At 68.1% G+C, this 20,084-nt stretch carries 20 protein-coding genes; 9 read left to right on the top strand and 11 right to left on the bottom strand.

Going from position 1 to position 20,084, the window contains the following annotated elements:
• Positions 1 to 32 precede the first annotated feature (32 nt).
• The 4 genes from ACXC9Q_RS35890 to ACXC9Q_RS35875 are packed head-to-tail and all read right to left on the bottom strand — an operon-like array spanning position 33 to position 5,063.
• On the bottom strand, positions 33 to 2,018 hold the full coding sequence (locus ACXC9Q_RS35890) for an alpha-galactosidase (RefSeq protein ID WP_457061091.1): 1,986 nt from the start codon (positions 2,016 to 2,018) through the stop codon (positions 33 to 35).
• A complete protein-coding gene (locus ACXC9Q_RS35885) occupies positions 2,015 to 2,836 on the bottom strand; it encodes a carbohydrate ABC transporter permease (protein WP_457061090.1) in 822 nt (273 codons plus the stop codon). The genes ACXC9Q_RS35890 and ACXC9Q_RS35885 overlap by 4 nt, the downstream gene beginning before the upstream one ends.
• A complete protein-coding gene (locus tag ACXC9Q_RS35880; protein ID WP_457061089.1) occupies positions 2,833 to 3,783 on the bottom strand; it encodes a carbohydrate ABC transporter permease in 951 nt (316 codons plus the stop codon). Before ACXC9Q_RS35880 ends, ACXC9Q_RS35885 begins: the two co-directional genes overlap by 4 nt.
• Complete coding sequence (locus tag ACXC9Q_RS35875) at positions 3,780 to 5,063, bottom strand: ABC transporter substrate-binding protein (protein ID WP_457061088.1); 1,284 nt, start codon at positions 5,061 to 5,063, stop codon at positions 3,780 to 3,782. Before ACXC9Q_RS35875 ends, ACXC9Q_RS35880 begins: the two co-directional genes overlap by 4 nt.
• 203 nt (positions 5,064 to 5,266) lie before the next feature.
• Between ACXC9Q_RS35875 and ACXC9Q_RS35870 the strand changes: the two genes are divergently transcribed.
• From ACXC9Q_RS35870 to ACXC9Q_RS35855, 4 genes are read left to right on the top strand one after another with little or no spacing between them, the layout of a single operon-like run.
• Entirely contained in the window at positions 5,267 to 6,004 is a 738-nt protein-coding gene (locus tag ACXC9Q_RS35870) for an SDR family NAD(P)-dependent oxidoreductase (RefSeq protein WP_457061087.1), read from the top strand.
• The gene (locus tag ACXC9Q_RS35865; RefSeq protein ID WP_328518725.1) at positions 6,001 to 6,738 is read left to right on the top strand and encodes a FadR/GntR family transcriptional regulator; all 738 of its coding nucleotides are present in this window, start codon (positions 6,001 to 6,003) and stop codon (positions 6,736 to 6,738) included. The genes ACXC9Q_RS35870 and ACXC9Q_RS35865 overlap by 4 nt, the downstream gene beginning before the upstream one ends.
• Positions 6,735 to 7,880, top strand: coding sequence for a galactonate dehydratase (dgoD, locus tag ACXC9Q_RS35860; RefSeq protein ID WP_457061086.1), 1,146 nt, complete (start codon positions 6,735 to 6,737; stop codon positions 7,878 to 7,880). The genes ACXC9Q_RS35865 and dgoD overlap by 4 nt, the downstream gene beginning before the upstream one ends.
• Entirely contained in the window at positions 7,874 to 8,680 is an 807-nt protein-coding gene (locus ACXC9Q_RS35855; protein ID WP_457061085.1) for a hypothetical protein, read from the top strand. The genes dgoD and ACXC9Q_RS35855 overlap by 7 nt, the downstream gene beginning before the upstream one ends.
• A gap of 2 nt (positions 8,681 to 8,682) precedes the next feature.
• Here ACXC9Q_RS35855 and ACXC9Q_RS35850 read toward each other — a convergent pair whose 3' ends face one another.
• Positions 8,683 to 10,479, bottom strand: coding sequence for an exo-alpha-sialidase (locus tag ACXC9Q_RS35850; RefSeq protein ID WP_457061084.1), 1,797 nt, complete (start codon positions 10,477 to 10,479; stop codon positions 8,683 to 8,685).
• 126 nt (positions 10,480 to 10,605) lie between these two features.
• On the opposite strand from ACXC9Q_RS35850, the gene ACXC9Q_RS35845 reads away from it, so the two are divergent.
• The 3 genes from ACXC9Q_RS35845 (at position 10,606) to ACXC9Q_RS35835 (ending at position 13,224) form a co-directional block, all read left to right on the top strand.
• Positions 10,606 to 11,226, top strand: a complete 621-nt coding sequence (locus ACXC9Q_RS35845) for a bifunctional 4-hydroxy-2-oxoglutarate aldolase/2-dehydro-3-deoxy-phosphogluconate aldolase (protein WP_457061083.1) — start codon at positions 10,606 to 10,608, stop codon at positions 11,224 to 11,226.
• A gap of 111 nt (positions 11,227 to 11,337) precedes the next feature.
• Positions 11,338 to 12,276, top strand: a complete 939-nt coding sequence (locus tag ACXC9Q_RS35840) for a sugar kinase (protein ID WP_457061082.1) — start codon at positions 11,338 to 11,340, stop codon at positions 12,274 to 12,276.
• A 204-nt stretch (positions 12,277 to 12,480) separates the two neighbouring features.
• Entirely contained in the window at positions 12,481 to 13,224 is a 744-nt protein-coding gene (locus ACXC9Q_RS35835) for a poly-gamma-glutamate hydrolase family protein (protein WP_457061081.1), read from the top strand.
• Between the two features lie 331 nt (positions 13,225 to 13,555).
• Here ACXC9Q_RS35835 and ACXC9Q_RS35830 read toward each other — a convergent pair whose 3' ends face one another.
• From ACXC9Q_RS35830 to ACXC9Q_RS35820, 3 genes are read right to left on the bottom strand one after another with little or no spacing between them, the layout of a single operon-like run.
• Positions 13,556 to 13,924 (bottom strand): hypothetical protein, encoded by a 369-nt coding sequence (locus ACXC9Q_RS35830; RefSeq protein ID WP_457061080.1) that lies wholly within the window; start codon positions 13,922 to 13,924, stop codon positions 13,556 to 13,558.
• Positions 13,917 to 14,045, bottom strand: a complete 129-nt coding sequence (locus tag ACXC9Q_RS35825; RefSeq protein WP_457061079.1) for a hypothetical protein — start codon at positions 14,043 to 14,045, stop codon at positions 13,917 to 13,919. The genes ACXC9Q_RS35830 and ACXC9Q_RS35825 overlap by 8 nt, the downstream gene beginning before the upstream one ends.
• A gap of 11 nt (positions 14,046 to 14,056) precedes the next feature.
• Positions 14,057 to 14,251: a hypothetical protein gene (locus ACXC9Q_RS35820; RefSeq protein ID WP_457061078.1), complete on the bottom strand. Its 195-nt coding sequence runs from the start codon at positions 14,249 to 14,251 to the stop codon at positions 14,057 to 14,059.
• Between the two features lie 340 nt (positions 14,252 to 14,591).
• Between ACXC9Q_RS35820 and ACXC9Q_RS35815 the strand changes: the two genes are divergently transcribed.
• Together ACXC9Q_RS35815 and ACXC9Q_RS35810 are read left to right on the top strand one after the other, a co-directional pair.
• Entirely contained in the window at positions 14,592 to 14,864 is a 273-nt protein-coding gene (locus tag ACXC9Q_RS35815) for a hypothetical protein (RefSeq protein WP_457061077.1), read from the top strand.
• 123 nt (positions 14,865 to 14,987) lie between these two features.
• Positions 14,988 to 15,326 carry a hypothetical protein gene (locus ACXC9Q_RS35810; RefSeq protein ID WP_457061076.1) on the top strand — a complete coding sequence of 113 codons (339 nt, stop codon included), beginning with the start codon at positions 14,988 to 14,990 and terminating at the stop codon, positions 15,324 to 15,326.
• 101 nt (positions 15,327 to 15,427) lie between these two features.
• Here ACXC9Q_RS35810 and ACXC9Q_RS35805 read toward each other — a convergent pair whose 3' ends face one another.
• From ACXC9Q_RS35805 to ACXC9Q_RS35795, 3 genes are read right to left on the bottom strand one after another with little or no spacing between them, the layout of a single operon-like run.
• Positions 15,428 to 16,891: an ATP-binding protein gene (locus ACXC9Q_RS35805; protein WP_457061075.1), complete on the bottom strand. Its 1,464-nt coding sequence runs from the start codon at positions 16,889 to 16,891 to the stop codon at positions 15,428 to 15,430.
• Positions 16,891 to 18,552 (bottom strand): FAD-dependent oxidoreductase, encoded by a 1,662-nt coding sequence (locus ACXC9Q_RS35800; RefSeq protein ID WP_457061074.1) that lies wholly within the window; start codon positions 18,550 to 18,552, stop codon positions 16,891 to 16,893. The genes ACXC9Q_RS35805 and ACXC9Q_RS35800 overlap by 1 nt, the downstream gene beginning before the upstream one ends.
• On the bottom strand, positions 18,549 to 20,063 hold the full coding sequence (locus ACXC9Q_RS35795; protein WP_457061073.1) for a carbohydrate binding domain-containing protein: 1,515 nt from the start codon (positions 20,061 to 20,063) through the stop codon (positions 18,549 to 18,551). Before ACXC9Q_RS35795 ends, ACXC9Q_RS35800 begins: the two co-directional genes overlap by 4 nt.
• Positions 20,064 to 20,084: the final 21 nt, after the last annotated feature.

Raw genomic sequence — 20,084 nt, 5'->3', positions numbered from 1 at the left:
CTGTTGTCCTTTGCTGCCGTTGAGCGGAGCGGTCAGTCGAGTACTTCGACGACCAGGCAGTTCGAGTCGGTCGAGCCGTCCCAGCGGACGCCGACCTGCAGCAGATAGCTGCCCGGGTGGACCTCGTCCCCCACCCGGTAGTCCTTCGCGGGATCCAGCTGGACGAGCGGCACGCGTCGCGGCCTGGTCGGCAACGTCCCGCGCACGTTGCCGTCACCCGTCTCCCACAGGAACACCACGGATCGCGTCGCACCGACGTACTGGACACCGGCCGACAGTCCGTAGACCTTGCTATCGGCAACCAGATCGCGGATGCCCTTGTACTGCTCGATGTGCCGCGCGGCGGTCGCGAGCTGCTCGTCGTCCCAGCGCGAGAGGTCGGCGCCGATGCCGAGTACGCCGGCCATCGCGACGTGGAAGCGGAAGTCGAGGGACCGTTCGCGGCCGTCATGGGTGCCGACGGCATCGGTCACCCACGAGCTCATCAGATGGGGCGCGAAGCCGGTCCGGAACCCCTGCTGGATCCTGAGCCGATCCAGCGGGGCCGTGTTGTCACTCGGCCAGAGCGTATCGACCCGGGCGGCCATCCCGAGGTCGACGCGGGCGCCGCCGCCCGCACAGCCCTCGACGGACACGTCGGGATGCTCGGCCCGGAGCCGGTCGAGGATCGCGTACAGGTTCCCGACGGCGCGTCCGTCGAGATCGCGCCGCTGGTCGCCGGCGTCGAGCCGCGGCCGGTTGGCGTCCCACTTCAGGTATGTGATCCGGTACGACGACAGCAGCCGGTCGAGCGTGGTCCAGATGAAGTCGGCGACGTCGTCACGGCTGAGGTCGAGGAGGAGCTGGTTGCGGATGAGGACGGGATCGCGGCCGGGAGTGCGCAAGATCCATTCGGGATGCTTCGCGGCCAGCTCGGACCTCGGACTCACCGACTCGGGCTCCACCCACAACCCGAAGTCGAGCCCGATCTCCTTCAACTGCCCGATGAAGGTGTCGAGACCATCCGGGAACTTGGCCGGGTCGACGTCCCAGTCCCCGAGCCCGCCGGCGTCATCCGACCGCCCGACGAACCACCCGTCGTCCACCACGAACGTCTCGACCCCGATGCTTGCGGCCCGTCGCGCCAGCTCGAGCTGATGCTCGGCGCGGATGTCGAACTCGGTCGCGAACCACGAGTTGTAGAGCACCTTCGGCGTGAGCTTCCGCGACAGCGATCGCTCGTAGTCGTGGAAGACGCGCGCAAGCCCATCGGTCCCCTCCGCACTACACGCGCCCACCGCCTTCGGCGACACCCAGGTCTCCCCAGGCGCCAGCCTGATCCCCAGACTCGACGAAACCCGACCGGCCTGAATCCGCAGCAGCCCGGTCGTGTCCACGTCCGCGCTCATCTCCCATGACCCGGACCACGCCAGTTGTACGCCGTACGCCGTCGGGCCGTCGACCGCGAGGAATGGCGAGTACGAGTGCCCGGTGATCCCCTGTGCACTCCCGATCGTGAATTGTCCGCGCTCGAGGGTCACCTCAGCCTGCTGGAACTCGCTGTTCCATTCACCCCACAGGTACTTCACCGTCGTCCCGGTCGGCACCACGAAGCCGGCTGAGTCATGTCGGTGCAGCGTGAGCTCATCGGTCCCGTCGTTGTGCACGGCAACCCACCGCTCCACTACATCGCCGACCATCCGGTAATGCAGCACGAGCCGGATCACGTCCACGAACTCCAGTTGCAGCTCGTCGTCCCCTTCACGGGCACCGGCGAACTGCGGGCGGAGCTCGTCGGAGCCGTCAGAACCGCTCACCACCAGGTCAACTGGAGCGGCGTACCGGACGCCGCGTACGGCGTACTCCAACGGCTCCACGTCCGCCCGTGGGACGAAGTGCTCGGTGCCGACCGGGGCGACTGTGGATGGGCCTTCGGCGACCGCGTGGGGGCCCCAGGCAACCAACTGGGCCCACCGGCCGTGGTCCGGGACGCCGACGACGTACGACGTGGTGTCACCGCGCAACGCCCAGGTCTTCACTTGACCGCCCCGATCGCCAGCCCACCGACGAAGTGTTTCTGGAAGCGGAGGAAGACGGCGACCGTGGGGACGGCCGCGATGACGGTACCGGCGGCGATCACGTTCCAGGACGAGACGAACAGGCCTTGGAGGCCGAGCAACGCCGGCGTGACAGGCATCTTCTCGCCGGAGCGGATGACCGTGATCGACCAGAGCAGATCGTTGAAGATCCACGTGAAGGACAAGGCGCCGAGGGCAGCCAGAGCGGGTCGGGTCAGCGGGAGGATCACACTCGCGTAGATCTTCCCCGGCCCGGCCCCGTCGATCGTCGCCGCCTCCTGGATCTCCCGCGGCAGATCCCGCATGAACCCGTGCAGCACGAACGTGTAGAACCCGAGCCCGAACCCGACATGCACGGCGATCAGCGCGATCAGTGTGTCGTAGTACCCGATCAACTCCACGAACCGCGAGATCGGGATCAGCAGGATCTGCGGCGGCAGCAGGTTCCCCATCAACATCAGCAACAGGATCGTCCGCCGGAACGGGATGCTGTACCGCGCCAGTCCGTACGCCGCCATCGACGCCAGCCCCAGACTCAGGATCACCGCCGGAATCGTCACCAGCAGACTGTTGACCAGGGCCCGGAACTCGTCCGCGTCCTCCCACGCCGACTTGTACGTCGAGAACGTGAACGAATGCGGGAGCGAGCCCAGCCCGTTCGCCGCGACATCGTCGAAGCTGCGGAACGAGATCACGATCACCCACAGGATCGGCGCGATCCACAGAAACGACACGAGCCCCATCGCGACGTGGTACCCGGAGGTTCTCAGCCGGTTCACGCTTCCTCCCGGAAGGCACGGATCAGGTAGCCGAGGATCACGGCCAGGGCGAGCAAGAAGATGACCACGGCCAGTGCAGAGGCGTAGCCGAGTTGGGTGGATTGGAACGCGGTCGAGTACATGTACGTGCTGAGGAGCTCGGACGAGTGGTACGGACCGCCCCTCGTCATCGACCAGACGATGTCGAAGGACCGCAGTGAGTCGATCACGATCACCGACAGCACAACGGAGTTCACGCCCTTGAGCTGCGGGATCGTGACGTACCTCGTCCGCTGCCACGCCGACGCGCCGTCTACCTTCGCGGCCTCGTACAACGCCGGGTCGACCGCCTTCAGCCCGGCCAGATACAGCACCATCACGTACCCGATCTGACGCCACAGCGCCGGCACGATCACGGCGTACAACGCAGTGTCGGGATCGGCGAGCCACGGCCGGATGAAGTTGCCCAGGCCAACGGTCCGCAGCACGGTGTCGACCAGGCCGTCCGGCTGGTAGAACACCCGCCAGATCAGCGCGGTGACGACCAGCGAGAACACGACCGGGGTGAACAGCGCGGCCCGGTAGATGCCGACGCCGCGGCGCTCCCGCTGCAACAGCAGCGCCATCCCGAAGCCGCCGATCACACTCAACCCACCGAAGAGCACCAGCCAGATCGCCGTGTTCTTCAACGCGGTCCGGAAGATCGGATCCGACACCATGTCACCAAAGTTGCCGAACCCAACGAACCGGGGCGCCGACAAGCCGTCCCAGTTCGTCAACGACAACCAGAACCCCTGCAACGCCGGCCAGAACACCCAGATGGCTTCGATGACGAACGGCACCAGCACGAACGCCAGGATCAGCGGCGACAGACGCCGTGGTCCGGATCGCTTGGTACGGCGGGACGGACTCCCGCCGGTCCGTTGCCTGGACCGGCCGGGAGCCGTCTCTGTCACGGTGGACGTCACGCTTTGAAGACCTTCTGGGCCGCTGCTTGCCAGTCCTTCAGGATCTGGTCGATCTGGTCGGGCTTGTCGAGGAACTTGGTCAGGGCGGCGTCGGCGGTCGGCTGCAGGGCGTCGCTGGAATCGCGGTTGAAGAACTGGGTCAGCTCCGCCGCGCTCTCGATCATCGCCTTGCCCTTCTTCACCAGCGGGGTGTCGGCCGACTTCCCGTCCGGGTTCGCGGGGATCGCCGTACCCGACGAGCTCTGCACGTAGATCTCCTGCGCCTCCGGCGTCGCCAGCCAGGTCATGAACTTCTTCACGCCGTCCGGGTCCTTCGCCTTCTTCGACGCGAAGTACCCGTCCGTCGGCGCCTCTTCGGCCACCGGTACGGCGGGATCGATGATCGGGAACTGGAAGAAGTCGATGTCGTCCAGCGCGTCCTTCGGCGCCGAGTCGGCGAAGAACGTGCCGATCAGGAACATCCCGGTCTTGCCGGCCAGCAGCGCCGACGTCGCCTCCTGGAACGGGAACGACTTGCCCTTCGGGTCGAAGTACGGCAGCGCCTCGCGCCACTTGGTGAAGACCGCCTTGACCTTCGGGTCGGTGAAGTCACCCTCGCCTGCCAGCAGTTGCCGGTGGAACGGCGCGCCGTTGATCCGGATGTTCAGGTAGTCGAACCACGCGGACGCGACCCACGGGGTGTCGCCGAGACCGATGCCGATCGGCGGGATGCCCTTGCCCTGGATCGTCTTGCAGACCTGGAGGAACTCGGCCCAGGTCTTCGGTGGGGTCACGCCCCACTTGGCGAAGTTCGACTTCCGGTAGAACATGCCCCACCAGTAGTAGCTGGTTGGCACGAAGATCTTCTGGCCGGCGCTGCTGGTGGACAGCGTCTGCATCGACTTCGGGTAGTTGCCCATGCTGTCCCACACGCTCGAGACGTCGAGCAGCAGGTCCTTCTTCGCGTACGAGTCCGCGACCGAGCCGGCGTACCAGGTGTAGACGTCCGGCGGATTGGCCGAGGTCAGGTACGTCGGCAGCTGGGTCCGGAAGATCTCCGCCGCGACCGTGTTCAGCTTGACCTGGGAACCACCGGTTTTGTTGTATGCGGCAACGAGCTTCTCCATCGCGGCCTTGGCCTGCTCGCTGGAGAGGTTCGACTGCAGCGAGAGCTCACCAGTCGCCGCGCTGCCACTGCCCGGACTATTCGTCGAGGTAGCGCACCCCGGCACCAGGGCCGCTGCCCCGAGCAGTCCGAGTCCCTTGAGGAAAGTCCGCCGATCTGCTGCCAGACCCGTCATGCCCAAACTCCTGACATCTGCTCGACCAGCGTGCCAGTCGAGTGAGTGGTGTGTTGCCGACGATCTTGCGGCGGACGATCGCAGGTGTCAATATTAATTCGTAAATTACGACAAATCGCTTGACGAGACGGCGGCCTCACGGTCAACTGGTGCCTCGTTCATCGTTGGAATGCTCTGCCCTGCGTGCTTGGGTGGGAGTGGCTGTGGAGGAGGCTCGGGTGCGGCTGGGTGGGCGGGTGATCGTGGTGACCGGGGCGGCGTCGGGAATCGGCGCGGCCTGTGTAGAGCGCTGTCTCGCCGAGGGCGCGTCCGTGGTGCAGGTCGACGTCCAGCCGTGCAAGGAGGTGCCGGGCCGGGCGATCGCCGTACTGGGTGATGTGTCGGCGCCGGACACCTGGGCGGAGGTGCGCTCGCGCGGTCGCGACGAGCTCGACCCGATCGACGGACTCGTCAGCAACGCGGGCTTCGCCGACGTGAGACCGGCCCACGAGCTGCCTCCTCAGTCCTGGCAACGGCAGCTCGACGTCAACCTGACCGCCGCGTTCCTCGGGTTCCAGGCGTTGTACGACGACCTGGCCGCCGGCGCGGGGTCCGTCGTACTGATGTCGTCGGTGCATGCTCTCGCCGGTCTGCCGGGGCATCCGGCGTACGCGGCGACCAAGGGCGCCCTGGTCGCCCTCGGCCGCCAACTGGCCGTCGAGTACGGCGGCTCGATCCGGGTGAACACCGTGCTTCCGGGTCCGATCGAGACCGCGATGTGGGATCGCGTCGACGCCGAGGGCCGGGAGCAGAGTGCACGGGCGACGGCGATCGGGCGGCTCGGGCAGCCGGACGAGGTGGCTCAGGTGGTGGCGTTCCTGCTGTCGGCGGAAGCGTCGTACGTGACGGCCTCCAGCCTGGTGGTCGACGGCGGATGGTCCGCGGCGAAGGACTCGGCATGAGGGAGAACGGTGTGACGGGGATCCAACGCGGCACGCGGGGGCTGCACGGGCAGATCGTCGAGGTGATGGCGCAGCGCATCCTGTCCGGGCAGATCCCGGAGGGCGCGACCATCAACGTGCCCGATCTGCAGGCCGACCTCGGCGTCAGCCTGACCGCGGTCCGGGAGGCGTTGAAGGTGCTGACCGCGAAGGGACTCGTCGACGCGCGGCAGAAGCGCGGCACGTTCGTCCGGCCGCGCTCGGACTGGAACCTGCTGGACGCGGACATGATCCGCTGGCACTTCGACGACGACGTACGCCCGGAACTGCTCGAGGAACTGCACGAGGTGCGTGGGATCGTCGAACCGGCCGCGGCCCGGCTCGCCGCGCTGCGGGCCGAGGAGTCGCACCTGGAGGCGCTGGACATCGCGATGGCTTCGATGGAGTCGGCCACGGATGACCGTGCCGCCGTCGCCGCGGACCTCGCCTTCCACCGGGCGTTGCTGGCGGCAACGGGGAACGAGCTACTGACCAAGATGGAAGTGATCATGGAGACCGGCCTGGCCGATCGTGACCGCCTGGTGCACAAGGTGAAGCCGTCCGACGACCCGGTGCCGAGCCACCGGCGCGTGCTGGACGCCATCCGGGCGCACGATCCGGTCGCCGCCGAGGAAGCGATGCGGAAGCTCCTGGCGAAGGCGGCCGAGGACCTCACCGAGGTTCGCGGCTCCTCGCGTGGACGGCGGCGCCGGTGAAGATCGAGCGGATCGAGACATTCCTGGTCCCGCCACGCTGGCTGTTCTGCCGGGTCGAGACGAGTGACGGCGTCGTCGGCTGGGGCGAACCCGTGGTGGAGGGACGGGCCGAGGTCGTCCGGACCGCGATCGACACGTTGTCGGAGTACCTGATCGGCCAGGACCCGCTGCAGATCGAGCGACACTGGCAGATGCTGACCAAGGGCGGCTTCTACCGCGGCGGCCCGGTGCTGAGCAGCGCGGTCGCCGGACTCGACCACGCGCTGTGGGACATCGCCGGCAAGGTGTACGGCGCTCCCGTCGCGGCGCTGCTCGGTGGACGGGTGCGCGATCGGGTCCGCGTCTACGCGTGGGTCGGCGGCGACGAGCCGGCCGCCATCGGTGACGCCGTCGCCGAACAGGTCGCCGCCGGGATGACCGCGGTGAAGATGAACGGCAGCGGCCGGATCCAGCCGTCGCCATCCGTTGCCGAGATCAACGACATCGTCACTCGGCTGGCGGCCGCCCGGGAGGCCATCGGCGACCACCGCGACGTGGCGATCGACCTGCACGGCCGCGTCGGCGTGGCCGGCGCGCGCCGGATCCTGCACGCCGTCGAGGATTTGCAGCCGTTCTTTGTCGAGGAGCCGGTGCTGCCGGAGCACATGACCCACCTGTCCGAGGTCGTCAGCACATCGACGGTCCCGGTTGCGCTGGGCGAGCGGCTCTACCATCGGGCAGAGTTCGTCGCGCCGCTGAACGCTGGTGTCGCGGTCGTCCAGCCTGATGTGTCCCATGCCGGCGGGATCTCCGAGCTCCGGCGGATCGCGGTGCTGGCGGACACTCACGGCGCGATGCTGGCGCCACACTGTCCGCTCGGGCCGATCTCGCTGGCCGCCAGCCTGCAGGTGTCGTTCGCGACGCCGAACTTCCTGATCCAGGAACAGAGCCGGGGCATCCACTACAACGAGTCGAGCGACCTGACGTCCTACCTGGTCGATCCGACGCCCTTCACCTGGGTCAACGGCCACGCCGAGTGGAATCCCTTGCCCGGCTTGGGAATCTCCATCGACGAGACGGCGGTCCGCGCTGCCGACAGAACCGGGCACGCCTGGCGCAACCCGGTCTGGACTCACGAAGACGGCTCTTTCGCCGAATGGTGACCGAACAAGCCGCCGCCGGCCGGCAGGTGGCGATCGACCCGACCGACGGGGGCCGCTGGACGTCGCTACACCTGGCCGGCCGAGAATGGCTCTGGGCCGGTCCGGGTCTGCTCTCTGGCCCTCGCGCCGGTCTCGCCACCTTCGTCGACGCCGGCGGTCTCGACGAATGCTTCCCGACTGTTCGCGGCACCCCTGACCACGGCGGCCTCTGGAACCAGCCCTGGGAAGGCACTGTCACCTATGGCGACGCCATCTTGACGCGGGCGTTCACCTCCGGCCCCGACACCGTCACCGCCGACTACACCCTGCAGGCACCGCCGGGCTACCGCTTCATCTGGGCCGCTCACGCATTGCTGGACTGCGCGTCCGGCGCCGTCATCACGGCGCCAGCTGGAACCGAGTGCCGCCTCTACCCCGAGGCTGCACCGCTTTTGCCCGCTTGGCCCGACCACGCTCCTTGGGTCACAGCCGACTGGCCGACACCGCTCGACCTGACCGTCTACGGCCCGTCCGACGGGACCGCCGTCGGCGCTGTCCTGGTCGACTGCCCGTCGGTCTCCGTCCGCGACCGCAGCGCCGAACTCACGCTGACCTTGAGTTGCCCCGGGCAACCAGTGTCCACCGCGTTGTGGCGCAACCAGGCCGGCTTCCCGGCCGAGGCGCCGTACCGGAGTCTCGGGGTGGAGCCGATGCTGGGGCGCGCCTTCGACCTGGCTGCCGCGGGACCGGACGACGCCGCGGTGGTGCCCGCGAGCGGTGAGCTGACCTGGCGCTTGACCGTGTCCGCCAGGCCAGTGTGATGTCACCCGAGTGGCAGATCGAGTACGACGTTCGGCACCGTCGTGCTGTTGGTGGTGCGGATGCTATTGATCTCGGTCGACGTGAGGGCTCGCTTGTAGATGCGGACCTCGTCCAGCGACCCGTCGAAGTGATGCGCGCCGTCCAGCCGCTGACCGACGTACATCTTGAACGGGCGGCCTGGGCTCACCGATCCGGCCGGTGCGGTGACACTTGCGGCCTGAGTTCCGTCGACCCAGACGGAGAGCGTGCCGGCCTTGCGCTGCAGCGCGACGTGGTGCCAGGCGTTGTCGTTGTAGGCCTTGGTCGTCTGCACGGACGCGGTGTTGCCGCCGGTGGTGATGAGGCCGCGGATCCGGCTGTCGGCCGGCTCGGCTCTGAGCCAGAACTGGGAGAACTCGTTGATCCCGTAACCCCAGAAGATGGCCTGGTTCGCCGTACTCGCGCCGTACTTGATCCAGGCCATCGCGGTGAAGTCCCCCGCTCCGACCGCGAGCGATTCGGCGAACGGCAACTGGATCGCATCGTCGACTCCGTCGAGGTCACGGGCCTGGCCGAACTTCCCGGCGACCGACGCCGTCCCGCCGCGAAGGTAGCTGTTGTTGCCGAGCCCGGACACGTCGGGTGTGGTCGTGCCGAGCGGTGCGTCCGGGTGTCCGATGTCGTTCTCGGTGAAGCGGGCGAAGCGGATCTGGTCGCGCGCGTCCACCGCGCCGCCTTCGTACAGCAGGCCGATCTCCCCGGTGTCGAGGATCGCCATGTCGGAGTAGCCGGACCAGTCGCTGGTGATTCTGGTGCCATCGGCAACGGACTGCCAGGTCTTGCCTTCGTCGAAGCTGGACCGGATCGTCATGTACCGGCGGCGGTCCGGATCGGCCGGCGCGGCGAACAGGATCCGGTTGTACTTGTCGCCTCGGTCGACCGCGCGCAACCGTTGCAGCGATCCCTGCACCGTTGGCGTGGTCAGACCGGCGATCGTTGCGTACGGCGCCGCGTACGTCTGGCCGCCGTCGTTGCTGACCGCGAACATCCGGCTCGCACCGGAGGTCCCGGCGTTGTTGCGGGCACCGGCATAGACGCCGCCGTCAACCTTCTCGACGACGCTGATCTCCTGCGGCGTGGCATCGGAGCGCAGGTCGGTCGCACCCTTGTGCCAGGTCTCGCCGTGGTCGTCGCTGTAGACGAGCTGGCCCGCGTTCACGCCGGCGCCGTTGTCGTAGTTGGTCCCGGCAACCAACCGGCCGGCGTTCGCGCCGCGGGTCAACTGGATGCCGTGCACCGGCCCGGTCGCGTACCAGCCCCAAGCCGGGTCGTCGATCTGGTCACCGATGTTCTTGGCCTTGCTCCAGGTCTTCCCGTCGTCGTCACTGAACTGCACGTACGGCGTCCGCGGGCGGCTCGTCGTACCTGGGTCCATCGTGGTGAGCAGGACGATCCGGCCGGTCTGGTAGTCGACGATCGGCGCGGGATTGCCGCGGGTGGCGACGGCGTTGGGGTCGCTGTCGGTGCCGGACAGAACGGTTTGTGCCGCCGACCAGGTGCGGCCGTCGTCCTCGGAGCGACGCATCACCAGGTCGATCTCCTGGGAGTCCGCGCACCAGGCGCGTCGAGCCTCGGCGAAGGCGAGCAGGGTGCCGGCCTTGGTCTTCACGATCGCGGGGATGCGGTAGCAGCCGTAGCCGGCGTCCCCCCTGTCGAACAGCACGGTCTGGGTGATGGCGGCCTGGGCCGGCGCGGTGGGAAGCGCCAGCCCGGCGGTGGCCAGGGCGAGGACGATGAGGAGTGGAAGGCGTTTGGGCATGGGCGAATGCCTCCTGAAAGTAAACAACGGGGCGGCTGTTCACTTCGTTATTTAGCCACAAAGCGGCCACATGGGCCAGAGCTCATGGGACGTCCTATGTCCGGATCGATCAAAGAGGTTGGAGCCATGGATCTGCTTGCCGAACTGCGCGACCGCAAGATGCTCGCCATCATCCGCGCCGACGGACCCGACACCGCGCTGGCATGTGTCCGCACCCTCGTCGACGCCGGGATCACCGCGCTCGAGATCTCGCTGACCACGCCCGGTGCGGTGGACGCGATCGCCAAGGCGCGTGCCGACTACGACCCGAGCATCCTGATCGGCGCCGGCACCGTCATCACCGCCGCGCAAGCCGACGACGTCGCGGCAGCCCGTGCCGGCTTCGTCGTCACCCCCGCGATCACCCGCGGCGCGCACCGCAGCGTCGAACTCGGCCTGCCCCTCCTCTGCGGCGCCCTCACCCCCACCGAGGTCGTCGCCGCCCTCGACCTGGGCGCCACGGCGGTGAAGATCTTCCCCGCCAAGGTCTACGGCCCCGGCTACTTCCGCGAACTCCGCGCTCCCCTCCCCGACGCCCCGCTCATCGCGGTCGGCGGAGTCGACGCCGCAAGCGCCCCTGAGTACTTGGCTGCCGGAGCGCTGGCCGTCGGCGTAGGCTCGCCTCTCCTCGGCGACGCCGGCACCGGCGGATCACTCTCCGAGCTGGCCACCCGCGCCACCACGTTCCGCACCACCCTCGGCATCTGACTCCCACGCCCAACCACGCCGCATCTCCTCACCCGCCCGCACCACAGCGGCCGACCCATCGCCATCCCGCCCGGCGGCCTGCAGGGCCGCCTGATCACCAGGAGTCCAGAGATGACCGATCTCCTCACGCTCGGCGAGACGATGGTTTCTGTGCGGACCGCGCGCCCGATGCGCCTCGGCGGAGACGCTCAGCTGTCGATCGCCGGCTCGGAGACCAACGTGGCGATCGGGCTGTCGCGGCTCGGGCATCAGGCCACGTGGATAGGTGCTGTAGGCAACGATGAGCCCGGTCGCCTGATCCAGCGGACGCTGCGCGCCGAGGGGGTCGACACGAGCTACCTGCGGTTCTCCGACGACTCGTTCACCGGGTTCATCGCGTTCGACCAGCCGTCACACGACATCACCCGCGTCAGTTACCACCGCCGCGGTTCGGCCGGCTCGACCCTCACCGCCGACGAGGCCATCGCCGCGATCGACGCAACCCAACCCCGCCTGCTCCACGTCACCGGCATCACCCCCGCCCTCTCCGACACCACGCGCGCCGCCACGCTGGCCGCCGTACGCACAGCTTCGGCCGCAGGCGTCCAGGTCTCCCTCGACGTCAACTACCGCGCCCGCCTCTGGTCCCGCTCCGACGCCGCGACCGCGATCCGCGAACTCCTCCCGCACGTGCACACCGTCTTCGCTTCCGACGACGAACTCGACCTCCTCACCGACGCCCCCGACGCGGTCGCCGACCTCCTGGCCCACACCAGCGTCGACCACGTCATCGTCACCGCCGGCGGCAAGGGCGCCTGGGCGCACTCGTCCGACGGCACCATCCACCGCCCTGCCCTCCCTGTCACCGTCGTCGACAGCATCGGCGCCGGCGACGCCTTCGTCTCCGGCTACCTGTCCGCCACCCTCGACAACCTCTCCCCCGAAACCCGCCTGGACCGCGCCACCACCTCCGGCGCCTTCTGTGTCACCGCCCTCGGCGACTGGGAATCCCTCCCCACCCGCGACGACCTCCACCTCCTCTCCCACACCCACGGCACCGCCCTCCGCTGACCACCCACCCACGGCACTCCCCGCACAGCTGCGCTGACTGCGTGCCTAACAACGGGACGTAGTCGTCTGCGTATAGCCCCGACTGAGCGGTACCCGAGCTGACCTCTCGCCAGAATCCGCACCACCTCCTGTTCTTAGGCACGCCGCACGTCTACCCAATCCGCGCGGCTGGGCTCAGAGTGGGTGGATCGGAGGGAGACGGGCGTGCCGACTTCACGGAGAACCTTCGCATCCAACACCGAGTTGTACGCCGACCCCAGGCTGACCGAAGGTGTCGACTACTCGCGGCGCTTCCGGCGGCACGAGTGGTTCGACGACGACCCGGCCCAGCGGGTCGGCGTCCAGCGCACGGTGATCCTGGCGCCCCACGGCGGCGGCATCGAGTCCGGTACGTCGGAACTCTGCCTCTCGATCGCGGGCTACCACCCGGCCGACCTCACCCCGACTCCGGCGGAGGGCCCGCTCCACGACTACTGGATGTTCGAGGGCCTGCGCCCCTCCGGCAACGCCGAACTCCACGTCACCTCGACCGGCTGCGACGACCACGTCGCCCGCGCCCTCGCCGGCGGTTCACTCAACGCCGTCGGCCTCCACGGCTGTACGACGGCCGACGCCGGACTGCCCGACGACACTCGCGCGGTCCTGGTCGGCGGTCTCAACCCCACGTTCAAGTCCCACCTGCTCACCAGGCTCATCGCGGCGGATATCAAGGCGATCGACGCCGCCGCGATCCGTAACCTCAACGGCGACGAACCCACTAACATCGCCAACCGCACCCTGCTCGCGGCCGGCGCCCAACTCGAACTCACCACTCCGCTGCGTCGCGCGATGTTCCGGATCAACACCACCGCCGACCGCAAGAACACCACCCGACGACTCTTCTGGACCTTCACCACCGCAACCCGCGCCGCCATCGCCGACCTGGAAGCCGACCAGCCCATCCCCTGACCCCGGCCCTCCGCCCAACGTTCTGCCGCCCTCGGTACTCCGCCCGCGCCATCCCCACCCAACGCCAGTGCCACCACCCGGCGCCCCACCCGGCCCGACGACAGCACCACCCGCCGCCCCAACCCGGCCCGACGCCAGCACCACCACCCGGCGCCTGCATCAAGGCCCGGCCCTCGCCCCTGCCCCGACTCCGCCCCTGCCCTGACTGCGGACGCAAGAACAGGACGTAGTCGTCTACGTAGAGCCTCGGGTGAGCGTGATCCGTGCTGACCTGGCGTCAGAATCCGCACTACCTCCTGTTCTTAGGTACGCAGTCAGCGCCCGGCCGGCGTCAGTCGGCCACCACCTCGCCATTGACAGCTGTGGAGTCCGACGTCAGCGACCAGGCGGCGGCTGCCTCGGGGCTCTGGGCCAGCGGGAACGCCGCAGCCATCGCCGGCATCGATTCCCACGACCACGTATCGGTGTAGCTGCCGTCCTCGAACCGGACCAACCGAGTGGCGACGAGGCCCGGGTGAGCAGCGCGGATCAGGTCGATCACGGCAGCCCGACGGGTGAGGAACTCAGCGAGATTCTTGGGCTCCACGACATACGTGTGAACCCGCACAACCGCAACGGTCGACTGCATCAGCTTCTCCTTGTCCTGCGTAGGTACGTCGATTTGACGTAGCCACGCCGGGAGATGTGACACCTCAGCCATCGCCTGGATCCTCGACCGGGAACAGGATCGGACTCAGCAGGTAGCGCTTCCGGTCGGGCGTCGCCTCGTTGGCCAGCACCGGCAGGATCGCCGTACGCATCCCCTCGATCAGCTGGAGCAACTCGTCCTGGCTCAGCCAGATCCCGTGCGCCGGTAGCCGCGAAGATCCGCGAGCGGATCGGCGTTCTCGTGATCGAGATACGCACCGAACTCGGCCACCAGCGCAGCCATCGCGGCAGCGAACCCTCGCCGATGATCGTCAACCGTCAACTGCTCCAACTGCTCCGCATTGATCGAGGCCCGCTCCTGCCGCAGCCGGAAGCGCATCGCGTGGTCCCCCGGGCGGAATGGGTGGACCGGGGAGGGAAATGTACCGTTTTGGGGGTAAAACCCTCCCCAGTTCCGCCGCCTCCACCTCGGGTTTCAGACAGTTGTGGCGACGTGGGTCGTGCTGGCTTGGCGGGTGGGTGCGGTGATGATGAGGACCGCTCGACCGCACCGCGCACCCGCCGCTCCTCCGCGATCTCGAGGAGACAGCACTGATGCCGACGGGCGTGCGGTGCCGGGGACCGTCTCGCCGAAGGTCCAACGGAATCGGCGTCGTGCTGCTGAGCGGCGGCGGTGAGTTCCGCTCGAGGTTGTCGAGCAGTTCAAGCGCGAGGCCGCGGTGGTCGACAGCCCCGATCTGTCACCAGACACACCGTCGACCGACCTGCCCTGCGGCCTGCCGGCCTCGTTCTGGCTCGACCTCCGCGACGACGTATCCGCCTGGCGAGAGGGCCTTCCCGACGCAACTATCAGGGTCCTCGAAGCCGACAACCGCCTGTTCTTCCCGGGCACCGGCCCCTCCACGCCCGCCGACTACGCAACCGCGCAGCACGTCGACCCCGAAGCCCTCACCACCATCACCACGTGGATGCTCCGAACAACCAGGGACTAACGGGCCAAACGCCCTGGGCAAGAGGGCCGATTGGCACTCGTCGGCGTCGCCTAATAGGCCGGACACTGATCGTGGGGGTGTGCGATGTCTGGACGGTCCACGGTGCGAGCACCGAAATCACAGGTGGGGAAGAAGACCGACAGGTCTGTTGTGTGCGCGTGGCTGTCGTTGGCGCTCTATCCGCTCAGCTTCGTGGTCGCGTTCGTGGTCGGTCAGGCGTTGCTGTCCTGGTACGGCTACTCCGACCAGCTGATCGTTCCGGTCTGGATCGCGGCCGCGGCGGCCGGCCCGGCGCTGATCGTCTTCTCGGTGCCGGGGATTCTCGCGGTCCGCTACGGGCGTGAGGCGATGCGGCAGGGCAATCGCCGCGGCCATGCGCCGGCCGTCGCCGGCGCCGCGATCGCGCTCGGCATGATCGCGCTGAATCTGCTCTCAGGCATCGCACAGATCTTCTTCGCCTAACGCTGTCACCGACCGCGGGTTGACGCTGTCGCTCACTGCGGCTGACGTCGTCGCCCTCAGCATCGGGGCGGGTGATTCGAGGAACCACCCGCCCGCGTGACTCAGGACAGCAGCGCCGGGTCGGACTCCAGTTCCTTCTCCGGGTCCAACGGCAGCACGATCTTGAAGCGGGTATTACCGGGCTCGGACTCGACGCGAAGGTCGCCGTGGTGTTTCTTGACCACGATGCGCCAGGAGATGTCGAGGCCGAGGCCGGTGCCTTCGCCGATGGGTTTGGTGGTGAAGAACGGCTCGAAGATGCGGCGCCGGATCTCCGCCGGGATGCCGGGCCCGGTGTCACCGATCTCCACGATCGCGTACGCGCCGTCCTTCTTGGTGCGGATGGTCAGCGTGCCGGATCCGCCCATCGCGCTGACCGCGTTGTCGATGATGTTCGTCCACACCTGGTTGAGCTCGGCGGCGTACGCCGGGATCGGCGGCAGCTCGGGATCGAAGTCCTTCACCACGTCGAAGCCCTGCAACTTGCCGGACATCATCACCAGCGTGGACTTCAGCAGCTCGCGCAGGTCGACGATCTGGTACGGCGCTCTGTCGATCTGGGAGTACTGTTTCGCGGCACCGACGAGGGTCGAGATCCGGGTGACGGAGTCGTCGATCTCGTTCATCAGCGACTCGGTGTCGACCGTGTACATCAACCAGCGCACCGCGCCTTCGAGGTACTTCGGCCCGACCGCGGTCAGCACGTTCTCCATCCACGGCACATCCAGACCGGCCGCGGCGAGCACCGGCGCGACGTCCCAGCTGGCCCGGACGTCGTGGTCGTCCAGCCAGTCGGTCAACGAGTCCTCGGCGTCGGACAGCTCCATCGGCGGGATATCCTTGTCCTTGGTCTTCTCCAGCCGCTCGACGGCATCATCCTGCAGCGCGACGATCTGGTGCAGCTTGGTCGCGTCCAGGGTGCCGTCGGCCAGCATCGCCAGCTTCGACCGCATCCCGGAGACGCGCTGCCGCAGCGTCGCCGCAGCCCGGACGGCCGCCGCGGCGGGGTTGTTCAGCTCGTGGGTCAGGCCCGCGGACAAGGAGCCGAGGGCAAGCAACCGCTCCCGCTCGCCCAGCGTCTCGTTGGTCCGGCGCATGCCCATCACGAAGCCCTCGATCAGGTGCACCGCCATCGGGAACCAGGTGTTCATCATCGTCGCCATCTCATTGGCACCGATGACGAAGAACTCCGACGGTTGCGTCACCTGCATCGTCGCCGTGTAGGACTTGTGGTCGTCGGCGCCGAAGAAGGCGTTGAAGGCACCGGCGTACACCCCGCGCTGGCCGGTCCGGTTGATCTCGACCAGTTCACCGTGGGACAGCTTGCAGAGCCGGATCTCACCGGACAGCAGGACGTAGCAGCAGGTCGCCTCGTCCCCCTCGTTGAACACGATCCCGTCGTGCGCGGACTCGACGTACCCGGTCTCGGACAGCCATTGCAGCTGCTCGTCGGTCAGGCTCTCGAAGAGGAACAGCGTGCGCAACTCGTCCGGGCTCAGCCGCCGCACTTCGGTGTGGTCACTCATCAGAGCATCTCCAGGTATCGGTGCACCAGTGTTACGGCCATCGCTCCGTCGCCGACCGCGGAGGCGACCCGCTTCACCGACTCGGCTCGTACGTCGCCGGCGGCGAACACGCCCGGCATGCTCGTCTCCAGGTGGTACGGCTCCCGCTCCAGGATCCAGCCCGGCGGTTTGCCGTGCAGGTCCGGACCGGTGAGCACGAAACCGCGCTCGTCGCGAAGCAGGTCTCCCGGCAGCCAGTCCGTCCGGGGCGCCGCGCCGATGAACACGAACATCCACTCCGTGCTCACTTCGCGGCTCTCGCCGGTCTGGCTGTTCAGCAGGGTCAACACCTCGAGGTGCTCCGAGCCCTTACAGGAAACGACCTGCGTGCAGGTGTGCACCTCGATGTTGTCGATGTCGTCGATCTGGTCGATCAGGTACGACGACATCGTCGCCGTGAGCGATGGTCCTCTCACCAGCATATGCACGCGTTTGGCATGTTTCGAGAAATACACCGCGGCCTGACCGGCCGAGTTGGCGCCGCCGATGATGTAGACCTCTTGACCGGCGCAGGCCGGACCCTCGGTCGTCGCCGAGCCGTAGTAGATCCCGCGGCCGCACAGGTCGTCGACCCCCGGCGCCTCGAGGGTCCGGTAGGACACCCCGGTCGCCAGGATCACCGAGTGCGACGAGATCTCGCTGCCGTCCGAGAACATCAGCCGCCGGGCGTTGCCGAGGGTCTCCAGCCCGACCACCTGGCGAGCGGTCAGCAGCTCGGCCCCGAACCGGACCGCCTGCCGCCGGGCTCGATCGGTCAGCTGGGCACCGGACACTCCGTCCGGGAAGCCCAGGTAGTTCTCGATCCGGCTCGACTGGCCGGCCTGTCCGCCGGTCGCCAACTGCTCGACCAAGACGGTCCGCAGTCCCTCGCTGGCGCCGTACACAGCAGCGCCGAGCCCGGCCGGGCCACCGCCGACGACGACCAGGTCGTAGAAGTCCTTCGCCGGCGAGGTCGACAACCCGACCTTGTCGGCCAGCTCGGCCTCGGACGGCGCGACCATGACCGTGCCGTCGGGAGTGATCACGACCGGCAGGGTGGCGCCATCGATCCCGGCCGCGTCGAGCAGCCGCTTGCTCTCCTCGTCGTCGACGCCGAGCCAGCGGTACGGGACCGCGTTGCGGGCGAGGAAGTCGCGGGCCGCGAACGACGGCGCCGACCAGCGGTGACCGATCACCCGGGTCTCGTCGGTGGACGGCTCCGGGGTCGCCTTCCACAGGTCGAGCATCGCGTCGACCACCGGGTAGAGCTTCTCCTCCGGCGGGTTCCACGGCTTCAGCAGGTAGTGGTCGAGGTCGACCACGTTGATGGCCTGGATCGCCGCGTCGGTATCGGCGTACGCCGTCAGCAGCACGCGGCGGGCGAGCGGGAACAGGTCCATCGCGGCCTCGAGAAATTCGATGCCGGACATCTGGGGCATCCGGTAGTCGGCCAGCAGCAGGGCCACCGGCTCACCCCGGAGCTTGAGCTCCTTGAGGGCGTCCAGCGCCTGGGCCGGGCTCTCGGCCCGGACGATGCGGTTCTCCTCGGCGTACCGGCGGCGGAGGTCACGGGCGATCGACCGGGAAACGCCGGGGTCGTCGTCCACGGTGAGGATCACCGGGCGGGTCGTTGACGCTGTCATGCCTCCTTCATACCAGCGCGAAGCCACAAACCGGGATCGGTAATCCACAGGCTTTGGCCCGGTCCGCGGGGGCTGGGCGCGGACCGGGCCGGCCGGGCGGGCTCTGTGGCGCCCGAGGACCCGACCCTCAGGGCAGGGCCGCGAGGTACGGCGCGTGGCTGTTCTGGAACTCCCAGTTGTAGTAGCGGTCCCAGTTGATCGACCACGTCATCAGCCCGCGGAACGCCGGCGAAGCGCCACCACGGAGGCTGTACCCACCACAGTTCTGGCCCTTGACCAGGCAGTCGAGCGCTTGGTGAACGGCTGCCGGGGCGGTGTAGCCGTTCCCTGCGCTGACCGCCGCCGGCAGCCCGAACCCGATCTGGTCCTCCCGCAGTCCAGGGAAGGTCTGACCGGTGTTCGCCACCGGGAACCCGGCCTTGACCATGTCCGTACCGGTCGATGATCGCGCTGACCGAACTGATGAACGCGTCCCGGGCTGCGGTCGTCGTGAGCTGCACCTGCCCGTTCGCACCGCCGATCGAGATCAGCACCTTCTTCCCGGCCGCCTGCTTGGCCCGGATCGCCGCGACGAAGTCCGCGTCGCTCTCCACGTTCGGGCACTCAGAGACGGAGCACCGGTTGAACCGGATGTCACCGGAGGTCACGGACGTCGGCTCCCCGAAGGACAGGTTGATGATGTTCCACTCCGCCGGTACGTCGGCCATCCGCACGTACCCGGATCCGTTCGCGAAGCTCGCATGCAGGTAGCCGATCAGCGCATGCTTCGGCAATCCCGTGCTGGTGCAGCCTCCCGTCGTACCGGACGTGGCTGCCGACTTGGCCGACTCCCCGACGCTGTTGTACGCCGCGACCGAGTAGGTGTGACTGCTACACGCAGCGAGTCCGCTGACCGTCGCCGTCGTACCGCTCACGGTCTGTACGACGCTCGCACCCTCGTACACGCGATAGCCCGTGACGGTGCCCGTCGAGGCCGGCCAACCCAGTGAGATGGCGGAGCTCGTCGTGCTGGTGACTGTCGGCGTACCAGGAACGCTGGGAGCACCCGGAGTGCCGCCAGGGCCGTCAAGGCTCAGGTCATCGGCCTGGTACGCCGGTTGGCCGTACCAGCCATGCACGTAGATCTCTGCGGACGTCTGACTCGCGCCAGTAGTAAAGGAGAGACTCAGTTGGGTGAAGTTGGCAGCTGACGGCGTCCAGGTCGACGAGCCGCCGGTGACACCCAGGTAGACGTAGGAGCCACGCACCCAGGCCGACAAGGTGTACGACGTACTGGGCTGCACGGCGACCGTTTGACTGCATTGTGCGAAGTCGGAGCTCGTCACGGCTCCGTTCAGCGCATAGCCACCGGTGCGGACCCTAGTGGTGACGACAGAGCCACCTGAGCAGGTCCAGCCACTTAGTGAGCCGGTTTCGAAGCCGGGATTGGTCAGGATGTTCGCGGCCTGCGCGGGCACCGTGATGCCGGCCAGCAGAACCCCGACCACAACAGCAAGCCATCGTGCACGCATGGAACCTCCTCGGGCGGTCCA

Source organism: Kribbella sp. CWNU-51 (assembly GCF_054073265.1).
This window is presented reverse-complemented; position numbering and strand designations above follow the sequence as displayed.